This window comes from Acidobacteriota bacterium (genome assembly GCA_016196035.1).
GTDB lineage: Bacteria > Acidobacteriota > Blastocatellia > RBC074 > RBC074 > JACPYM01.
Map to the genome: position 1 here is coordinate 1 of JACPYM010000032.1, position 9,853 is coordinate 9,853.

8 protein-coding genes are annotated in these 9,853 nt (G+C 60.1%); 6 read left to right on the plus strand and 2 right to left on the minus strand.

Annotated features, from left to right (window positions below; all coding sequences use genetic code 11):
* Positions 1-100: 100 nt before the first annotated feature.
* From HY011_11205 to HY011_11230, 6 genes are all read left to right on the plus strand, one after another.
* Positions 101-916, plus strand: a complete 816-nt coding sequence (locus HY011_11205) for a cyclase family protein (GenBank protein ID MBI3423495.1) — start codon at positions 101-103, stop codon at positions 914-916.
* Between the two features lie 188 nt (positions 917-1,104).
* On the plus strand, positions 1,105-1,854 hold the full coding sequence (locus tag HY011_11210; protein MBI3423496.1) for a DUF4198 domain-containing protein: 750 nt from the start codon (positions 1,105-1,107) through the stop codon (positions 1,852-1,854).
* Between the two features lie 45 nt (positions 1,855-1,899).
* Entirely contained in the window at positions 1,900-3,315 is a 1,416-nt protein-coding gene (locus HY011_11215; protein MBI3423497.1) for an MmgE/PrpD family protein, read from the plus strand.
* 5 nt (positions 3,316-3,320) lie between these two features.
* Positions 3,321-4,109: an alpha/beta hydrolase gene (locus tag HY011_11220; protein MBI3423498.1), complete on the plus strand. Its 789-nt coding sequence runs from the start codon at positions 3,321-3,323 to the stop codon at positions 4,107-4,109.
* Positions 4,110-4,389: 280 nt separating this feature from the next.
* On the plus strand, positions 4,390-5,835 hold the full coding sequence (locus HY011_11225; protein ID MBI3423499.1) for an aldehyde dehydrogenase family protein: 1,446 nt from the start codon (positions 4,390-4,392) through the stop codon (positions 5,833-5,835).
* Between the two features lie 254 nt (positions 5,836-6,089).
* Positions 6,090-7,007 carry a DMT family transporter gene (locus tag HY011_11230; GenBank protein ID MBI3423500.1) on the plus strand — a complete coding sequence of 306 codons (918 nt, stop codon included), beginning with the start codon at positions 6,090-6,092 and terminating at the stop codon, positions 7,005-7,007.
* Positions 7,008-7,161: 154 nt separating this feature from the next.
* Here the strand turns inward: HY011_11230 and HY011_11235 are convergent, their stop codons facing one another.
* Entirely contained in the window at positions 7,162-9,003 is a 1,842-nt protein-coding gene (locus HY011_11235; GenBank protein ID MBI3423501.1) for a VCBS repeat-containing protein, read from the minus strand.
* A 295-nt stretch (positions 9,004-9,298) separates the two neighbouring features.
* Positions 9,299-9,853, minus strand: a 555-nt coding sequence (locus HY011_11240) for a hypothetical protein (protein ID MBI3423502.1), incomplete at its 5' end; no start/stop codon positions are given.

Consider the following 9,853-nt stretch of genomic DNA (forward strand, 5'->3'; position numbering starts at 1 on the left):
AGCCCTTTGATTTATAGCTAACGAAGGGCTACCAAAGCGGCGGCCTGTGCCGCGCGCACTCCAAAGGCTTCGCCAAACGGAATTTGTAGCAGGAACGGAAATGCCTGGAGACAACCAACAACTTTTCAATCTGTTTGGCGCGGCCAAAATCTATGACCTCGCCCAGCCGCTTGAAGCCGCCATGCCCGTTTCGCCCAATCATCCCGGCTTCAAAATGGCGCTGCAACGGCGGCACGGTGATCTGGTGCGGGCGGATGGCGGTTCGGCCTCAAACGAGATGATTATGCTGGGCGGCCATACGGGCACGCATATTGACGCGCTCTGCCACGTCTCGCACAACGGCCAGCTTTTTGGCGGGCACGACGCCTGCGCCGCGCAACAGGGCGGGCGGTTTAAGCTGCACGATGTCGCCTCGATTCCGCTGACGTTTTGCCGGGGCGTCATGCTCGACATCCCGGCGCTCAAAGGTGTTGCGGTGCTCGCGCCCGGCACACCGATTACGGCGGATGACTTGGCCGTTGCTTGCGAACGGCAAGGTGTGACGGTGCAAGCTGGCGATGCTGTTTTGATTCGCTCCGGCTGGCCTGTGCATTGGCCAGACGCGCCCACCTTCGTCGGTCACGAACACGGCGTGCCCGGCCCGGATGAGAGCGCCGCCGCCTGGCTGATCGAACGGCGGATTCGCCTGACCGGCGCGGAAACCATCGCCTATGAATGCATCTACCCCGGACGCGGTCACGCGCTGTTGCCCGTGCATCGCATGCTGCTGGTCGAAAGCGGCATCAACATTATCGAAGTGCTCAATCTGACCGAACTCGCGCAAGCGCAGGTGTCTGAATTTTTGTTTGTGTTGACGCCGTTGAAGCTCGTCGGCGCGACGGGCGTGCCGGTGCGGCCTGTGGCGGTGGTTGCGTGACTTGGCGGTGCAGTACAGGGAGCGATAGCGACCTGGTGCTCGCGAGACAGACACACTCGGAAGCATCAAGTCGCTATCGTTACCTGTACCGCACCGCGCCTCCAACTTTCTTTTGATGGATTGTTATGAAATCTTTGTTGACTGTGTGTTGCCTTTGTCTTTTGTTGCTGTCGGCGTCCGCACACGACATGTTTCTCAAATTCAATTCCTACTACCTCGCGCCCAACGCCCAGGTCGAAGTGCGCTTGCTCAACGGCGAGTTTCATCACAGCGCGAATCCCATCGAGCGTGACCGTATGCGCGATGTGAGTTTGGTCTCGCCGTCGGGCGTCACGCATCCGCCGCTCGAAAACTGGCGTGACGCGGGCACTGAAACCGTGCTGCGCTTCGCCACCAAAGAGCCGGGCACCTACGTCATCGGCACTTCGATCAAGCCGAAAGAGTTGAACATGAAGGCGGCAGACTTCAACCGCTACCTGCAAACCGAAGGCGTGCTCGACACCTATCTTCAACGCCAGAAAAACGGCCAGCTCAACGAAGACTCAAACGAGCGTTACAGCAAACACGTCAAGGCGCTCTTTCAAGTCGGTGACGCGCGCACCGCTACGTTTCAACAGGCGCTGGGCTATCCCGTCGAAATCATCCCGCAACAAAATCCTTACAGTCTGAAAGTCGGCGCGATCTTGACCGTGCGTTGCGTCAAAGACGGGCAGCCGCTGGCGAATCAAAGCGTGCTGTACGGCTGGCAAGCGCGCTCCGGCCCGGCCCCTACGCTCAAGATACGCACCGATGCGCAAGGCCTGGCGCAGATCAAGCTGCAAGCCGTGGGTGTGTGGTACATCAAATTCATTCACATGAGCCGCGTCAGCGAGGGCGCGGTGAACTATGAATCGCGGTGGGCCACGCTGACCTTCCTGCTGGGCACGAAAGGGCAGTGAGCGTGCGGCGCGCTTTGGGTGATTGGCATTTGTGAGAAGAGAGCGATGAGCATTTCGGAAACCCTGCTGCAACGATTCAGCCGCTTTGCCGCTGACGTGACGTATGATGCGCTGCCGCCCGCCGTCATCACCAGCATCAAAGAACGCACGCTCGACACCGTTGGCCTGTGCCTGGCCGCCACGCCGCTCGAAACCAGCCAGATGGCGTTGAACCTGGCCCTGAGTTGGGGTGGCCATCCCGAAGCCACGACGATTGGCGCGCCGCACCGGTTGCCCGCGCCCAGCGCCGGCTTCGTTAACGGCACGCTCGCACATTCGCTCGATTATGACGACACGCATCTGCCGTCAGTGTTGCATCCGAGCGCCTCGCTCATTCCCGGCGTGCTGGCCGTTGGCGAGGCTATCAACGCATCGGGCAAAGACGTTATCGCGGCGGCGGCGATTGGTTACGAACTCTGCGTGCGGGCGGGCATGGCGGCGTATGACCGCACGCTGGGCAACTCCGTTTTCTTTGAACGCGGCTGGCACGCGACTTCGATTTGCGGCACGTTGGGCGTGGCGGCGGCGGCGGCGAAACTTTACGGCCTGGGTGCTGAGGGCGTCATGCATGCCGTAGGGATTGCGGCTTCGCTGGGCGCGGGCGTGATCGAAGCCAATCGCACGGGCGGTTCGGTCAAACGCCTGCATTGCGGCTGGGCCGCGCACGCGGGCATCATTGCGGCGCAAACGGCCCGCGCGGGTTTCACCGGCCCGCCTTCGATTTTGGAAGGACGCTTCGGTTTTTATCAGGCCTTCTGCGGCGGCCAGTTTGACGCCGCAGAGATTGTGGATGGGCTAGGCGAAAACTGGTGCATCCCCGACATCTTTTACAAGCCGTATCCGGCGAATCATTTCACCCACGCGGGCATTGATGCCGCCTTGCGACTGCGCGAGCGCATCGGCAATTTGGACGACATTGCTGAGATCGAACTCGGCGTCGCGTCGCCCACGCTGCGCACCATCGCGCAACCACCCGAACAAAAGGCGCGCCCGCAATCGGGCTATCACGCGCAATTCAGCGGCCCCTTCACAGTGGCGGCGGCATTGCTGGGCGGTGGCGGCGGGTTAGGGTTGTGGCTCGACGATTTCACCGACGCAAACGTCAGCGATCCGCGCTACCTGGCACTGGCGGCCAAAGTGCGTTGCGTGGCGAATGCCGAATGCGATGCGATCTTCCCCAACCAGTTTCCCGCCGTGCTGACCATCCGGTTAAAGAGTGGGGAAGTGCTGGTCGAGAAAGTGCTGGCCAATCGCGGCGGCCCTGCTAATCCGCTCAGCCTGGCTGAACTCAAGATCAAGTTTGCAGCCAATGCGGGCAGGCGTTTGAGCGCCACGGCGGCGCAGGCGGTGGCCGACAGCATCGCGCACATGGAAATGCATACACCCGCAGACTGGCTGGGACTGACAATTGCCAATGAGTAATGCCAATGGATAACGCCAACCTCAAACGCGGCTTGTTCAAAACACCTGACGGCTATGTTCATTACCGTGAAATGGGCGCGGGCACGCCGTTGATGCTGTTACATCAGGTGCCGCTCTCGTCGCTTGAATTCAGCGAAGTGCAACCCTTGCTGGCGCAAACAGGGCGGCATGTGATTGCGGCTGACCTGCTAGGTTATGGCTGTTCGGATGCGCCCGCGCGCGGGCTGACGCTGGAAGACTACGCCGACTCGATCATTCATCTGTTGGATGGCTTGGGCCTAGCGCAGGCGGATTTGCTGGGCGTGCATACCGGCGCGGCGGTGGCCAACGCCGTGGCGGCCAACTATCCGGCGCGAGTGGGCAAGCTGGTCTTGAACGGCGCGCCCGCCTGGGAACGCTGGCAAGACCGTTATGCAATGCTGGCGCGTTGCCAGCCCTTTGAACTCGATGCCGAAGGCGCTGCGATCAAATGGCAATGGGAACGGCTGCGCCAATACACCGACGACGTAAACTTGATCCGGCGCTGTATTGCCGAAAAGCTCAAAGCCGGGCCAATCTGGTATCCGGGTTATGTGGCCGTCTTCACGCACGATTTTCTGGCGACCTTTGCGCGTGTGCAAGCGCCCACGCTCTTGCTGACGGGCAGTCAGGATATGCTGGTTGAATGTAGCGCCCCGCTCAAACGGCTGCGGCCTGAGTTGCGGGAAGTTGTTATTGAAGGCGGCGGCAATTGGCTGGCCTGGGAACAACCCGCGCGCTTTGCTGAAGAAGTCGCGCGCTTTTTGGCTGAATAGATCGGTTTTCACCTTAGTGTCTGGGAAAAGCCGCGCAGCGGGACGGTACCGCGCGCGTGGGCAAGCGGAGCCTGGGCGGTTCAGCCAAGGGCATAAACTTGCTGCGCCGCTTGCTCACGCGCGCGGTACCGTCCGGGCACAACGCGCTCCCGTAAACGCAATTGCAAACCGCTCTAGTGTCGCCGCAGATAGACGCCGACATACGCCGATCAGCCATTCCCCAATCCGCGCTTGTCTGCGTTTTGCTGTGACGGAGCAGCGGTAAACATTGAGAAGTTGAATGAACATAAGAGCGCGCAACCCCCGCACCGGGGCATACGATTACGAATTCACCCCGCCCACACTGGCGGAGCTGCACGAACTGGCGCAACGGCAACGCCAGCATCAACCAGCCTGGGCCGCCTTGCCACTGGCAGCGCGTGGCGCAGTGCTGCAACGTTGGCAAACGGCGCTCGCCGCCAACCGCGCCGACATCCTCGCAGCCTTGAGCGCAGACACTGGACGTTACTTGCTGGCCACGATTGAGCTGGATGGTGTGCTGCGCGCCATTGACCGTTGGTGCAAACTCGCGCCCGCCTTGTTGCAAGAAGAGGAGCAACAATCCGTTGCCATGCCTTCGATCAGCTTCCGCACGCAATACGTGCCTTATGCGCTGGTCGGCGTCATCAGCCCGTGGAACTTTCCGCTGACGCTCTCGTTGATTGACGCTATCCCCGCGCTCATTGCCGGTTGCAGCCTGATCATCAAACCCAGCGAAGTCACGCCGCGCTTTGCCGAACCGTTGCGCCAATCCATCGCCGCCGTGCCCGAACTCGCCGCTGTGCTGGCCGTCGTGCCCGGCGCGGGCGCAACCGGCGCGGCTTTGATCGAAGCGGTAGACGCCGTCTGTTTCACCGGCAGCGTCAACACTGGGCGCAGCGTTGCCGAAGCCTGTGCGCGCCGCTTCATTCCGGCGTTTTTGGAATTGGGCGGCAAAGACCCCGTGATCGTGACGGCTGCGGCGAATTTGGAGCAGGCTGCCGCGACGGTGTTGCGCGCCTCGGTCGCGGCCACGGGCCAAGCCTGCCAGTCGCTCGAGCGCGTTTATGTGGACGCGGCTGTTTACGACGAATTCGTCAAACTGCTGGTCGCCCAGGCGCAAGAGGTCACGTTGAATTATCCCGACATTCATCAAGGCCAAATCGGCCCGCTGATTTTCGACCGCCAGGCCGAGGTCATCGCTGACCAGCTTGCTGACGCGATGGCGCAAGGCGCGCAAATCCTGTGCGGCGGCGCGATCGAAACCCACGGCGGCGGCAAATGGCTGCGCCCAACCGTCGTCGTCAACGTCACGCATCGCATGAAGCTGATGACCGAAGAAACCTTTGGCCCGGTGCTGCCCGTGATGCCTTATTCCACGCTTGACGAAGCCGTTGCGCTCGCCAATGACAGCGAATACGGTCTATCGGCGGCAGTGATCGCAGGCGATTTGATCGAAGCCGAAACGATTGCCCGGCGCTTGGACGCGGGCGCGATCAGCCTCAACGATGGCGCGTTGACGGGGCTGATGTACGAAGCCGAGAAGCATTCGTTCAAACTCTCCGGCTTGGGCGGCTCGCGCATGGGGCCTGCCAGTTTGCTGCGGTTTTTGCGCAAGAAGGCGTTGCTGTTTCAGCACGGCGCATCGCTGCCGCTGGCGGCGTTTGATGAAGCGCTGGCAGCGCGCGACTCAGAAGCAAAGGGCTGATGTCAGGGCACCGTGACGAAATCAATGCGCTGGCTGACCAGGATAAACACAGACAAAAGAGTTGCCGCGCCGCCATTCTCCATTCTCCATTCTCCATTCTTAGGCAAAGACTGTCTTCAGTGGGGTTCGTCTCTGCTTAAGAATGGAGAATGGAGAATGGCGTCCGCGCACCTGGTTTGAGTGACCGCCGGTTGCTGGCTAGCGCAATTTGCTGATTGGCTAAAAGCGCCCTGGCAGTTGGGGCTAGGAGTTAAATGTCTTCATCGGATGTCGCGCCGGCGGTTGATCGCACCGCCTATTTTCACATGCTCTGGGCTTCGCTCGGGTTTGCCCTGATGGCGGCGTTCAGCCATCGCGCCGGCGAGTTTTGCGACTGGCAATTGGTGGTGGTGGCGCGCGCTTCGGTGGCGTTCTGCTTTGCGCTGCTGCTAGCCAAAGGGGCGGGCGTCAAACTGGTTTTCTTCAGTTCACGAATCCTGTGGCTGCGCAGTCTGGCGGGCAGCGCCAGTATGTTGTGCAACTTTTATGCGCTGGCCCACTTGCCTGTTTCAGATACGCTGACCTTGATGAATACCGCGCCGATTTGGGTGACCATGCTGTTGTGGTTGGTGTTCAAACAAAAGCCGGGCACCGGTATTCTCGCGGCAGTGTTCACCAGTGTCGTGGGGATCGCGCTGATTCAACAGCCGCACTTTCAAAGCGGTAAATTCGCCTGTTTGATGGCGCTCAGCGGCGCGTTCTTTACCTCAATTGCCATGTTGGGATTGAATCGGTTGCAGCACATAGACCCGCGCGCCATCGTCGTGCATTTCTCCGGCGTCGCCAGCCTGGCTACGCTGGCCTTTCTGCTGTTGACCAACCGCAAAGATTACTCGGCGCAATTGGCTGACAAGTCTGTCATCGGGTTGCTGGTGTTGGTGGGACTGGCGGGCGTTGTGGGGCAAATCGGGATGACGCTGGCGTTTGCCAAGGGGCAGGCTTCGCGTGTCGCGGTGGTGGCCTTGACCCAAATCTTGTTCGGCCTGGTGTTTGATATGGTCTTTTGGAATCGCGCGATCAATCTGGTTTCGTGGCTGGGCATGGTGTTCGTCATCGTGCCGACGGCCTGGTTGATTTTGGGGCGACCGCCGCAACAGAGCCGCGAGCTGATTGAAGTCGAGATGTCGGATTAACCCGCTCTTTTGCGCCCTTGTTCTGCGGCCTATTCCGTGAAAGCATTTGCAATGGGTAGTGGCTCAACTGGGAGAGTTTGTAGTCCCGGCTTCAGCCGGAAACTCTCCCAGTTGAGCCACTACCCGTTTTTCTTCAAAGCCGGCAAACGGATGCTTAACGCACGCCATAAGCAGGCACAGGTATGTCGCCGCTTTGCCCTTGGTTTTTGCCCAGGAACGAACCGTCCGAACTGAGTTTGACGAACCACGTGCCGGAGCGCCGCCACACCGCAATGTCCGCCTTGCCGTCGCCGTCATAATCGCCCGGCGTCGGAATATCGAAATACGGCGCATAGTTCGCCCCCCAGAATTGCAGGATGGCTTGGCCGTCGCTGCTCTTGCGGATGTACCAGATCGAATCCGCCCCGCGCCAGATCGCCAAGTCGGCTTTGCCATCGCCGTCGTAGTCCGCTGGCACCGGCGTGTCGAAATACGGCGCATAGCCCGCACCCCATTGAATGCTCGTCACCGTGTTCGTCGAACTGTTCAGGATGATCCAGTTCGGCGCGGGCGCAATCGCCCCAGGTCGAAAAACAGCCAAATCGGTCTTGCCATCGCCGTCATAGTCAGCGGGCACGGGGATGTCGTCCTGCTGCCCGTGCGTGACAATCATGTTCTGCCCGTCGCTGCTGCGCCGCACGAACCAGGTGCCGCTACGACGGAAGACCCCGATGTCGGTCTTGCCATCGCCGTCGTAATCGCCCGGCGTCGGGATGTCGAAATACGGCGCGTAGTTCGCGCCCCAGAATTGCAGGATAGCCTGCCCGTCCGAAGATTTGCGGATGTACCAGATCGAATCGGCCCCGCGCCAAATGGCGTGATCGGCTTTGCCATCGCCGTCGTAATCGCCGGGCACGATGTCATCGAAGTAGGGCGCATAGCCCGCGCCCCACTGCTGGGTGACGGTCGCGTTGTTGCCGCTGTTGATGACGCTCCAATTCGGCAGCGGCGGCGCGGCGCTGGGACTGAAGATGCTCAGATCGGTTTTGCCGTCACCGTCGAAATCGGCTATGACGGCGTTGCGGCGTAACACGACCAGTGTGTAGGCGCGTTGCCCGTTGCAGCCTGCGGTGTCATTCGTGGTGATAATGAAATTGAAACTGCCCTCAAGGGTAGGCGTGCCGCTTAACGATGCCGTCACCGCATTGAACGCTAATCCCGGCGGCACGTTGCCCGTCAGTACGAATGTCACCGCGCCCACGCCGCCCGTTTGGGTAAAGCCCTGGCTATATGGCACGCCTTTCCTGGCAGGCGCTAGGGTGAGTGGATTGACAGTGATGGTTTGGCAATTGATCGTTAGCGTGTAAGTGCGTGCGCCGGTGCAGCTCTGGCCATCGGTGGCGGCCACGCTGAAATTGAACGCCCCACTCGCCAACGGTATGCCCGACAAAACGCCTGCGCCCGAAAGCGTCACCCCATTTGGCAAACTGCCCGTGCTGAGTGTGAACGTATATGACCCTGTGCCGCCGCTCGCCGCCAGTGTTTGATTGTAAGCCGCGTTGACCGTGCCATTGGGTAATGAAGTTGTGGTCAACGTGATGGCCGGACAGGTATTCGAGACGAAGCCGCTGCTCACACTGTATTGCCCGCCGCTTGAGGTTGCGCTGAGGCCTTGGCCAAGCGTGCCGTTGACGCTCGTATTGCCGTTTGCACTGACGCCGCCACCGCCGGGAATAACTGACTGGGTAATGTTGTAACTGCCGCCGCTTTGTGCTGGTTCCAGCGTGATGGATTCAATGGCTGGCGCGGGCGGCGTTGGTGGCTTGCTGGTTGTCGCAACGACCGGCTTGGTGACAGGTGGTAGGCGGTCAGGCGTTACACTCCTCAGGTGCCTGAACAGATTGGTGGAAATGGCGCGCGCGGGTTCCAACCGCTTGTGCGCATAGATGGTAAAGCCCGACAACACGAGTAGCGCAATGAGCAGCGCCAGTTGAGAACGTCTGGTTGGAATCTGCATAAATTTGATCCTCAAGTTTAGGACAAGCAGTTTGGGTAGTGGTGAAATGGGGTGGGATAACGTAGGGGCAGACCTGTGTGTCTGCCTCGGTCGGGTCAGACGCCCCCCGATTACGTCTAATGCCACCAGGGCAGACACGCAGGTCTGCCCCTACGTTGGGTTCGTCATCCCACCCCATTTCACCACTACCGCAGTTTGTAACTGTCGGTTCAGAAAAAAAACTAAAAGAACGAACCCGGCGTTGCATTACGCCGTGCGTGGCGTCGGCCTGGTTTGGGGAATTACCTTATGCCTTTCAATTGCTGCTGAATGTTCCCTCGTGGCTGAGCGGGAGAAACACCCCGTTGCCAATGTATTGCAATTCAACAGACGAGTACTGTCCGCCACTCAGATAGCCTGCTGTGCCCACTATGTTATTGGTCGAGGTATAAATCTGGCCGCCCCTGACAACGGCGACCAGTTTGTTGCCATCGGACGAAGAGGCGACGCCATGCCAGAGTCTATTGCTCTCGCGGGGCGTCCAACTCACCCCGGAATCAGTCGAAGTGTAAAGCTGGCCGCCACTGTCCGCCGCGACCAGTTTGCTGCCATCGGACGAAGAGGTGATGTAAAACCAGTTTCTGTTGCTCTCGCGTGGGGACCAACTCACGCCAGAGTCAGTCGAGGTGTAAAGCTGGCCGCCATTGACCACTGCGACCAGTTTGCTCCCATCGGCTGAGGAGGCGACTGAATACCAGTTGCTGTTGCTCTCGCGCGGTGTCCAACTCACGCCGGAGTCAGTCGAGGTGTAAAGCTGGCCGCCATTGACCACCGCGACCAGTTTGTTCCCATCGGCTGAGGAGGCGACTGA

Coding starts and splice junctions, on each gene's coding strand:
- HY011_11215 (MBI3423497.1), top strand. CDS start 1,900: ATGAGCATTTCGGAAACCCTGCTGCAACGATTCAGCCGCTTTGCCGCT.
- HY011_11210 (MBI3423496.1), top strand. CDS start 1,105: ATGTTTCTCAAATTCAATTCCTACTACCTCGCGCCCAACGCCCAGGTC.
- HY011_11235 (MBI3423501.1), bottom strand. CDS start 9,003: ATGCAGATTCCAACCAGACGTTCTCAACTGGCGCTGCTCATTGCGCTA.
- HY011_11225 (MBI3423499.1), top strand. CDS start 4,390: ATGAACATAAGAGCGCGCAACCCCCGCACCGGGGCATACGATTACGAA.
- HY011_11220 (MBI3423498.1), top strand. CDS start 3,321: ATGGATAACGCCAACCTCAAACGCGGCTTGTTCAAAACACCTGACGGC.
- HY011_11205 (MBI3423495.1), top strand. CDS start 101: ATGCCTGGAGACAACCAACAACTTTTCAATCTGTTTGGCGCGGCCAAA.
- HY011_11230 (MBI3423500.1), top strand. CDS start 6,090: ATGTCTTCATCGGATGTCGCGCCGGCGGTTGATCGCACCGCCTATTTT.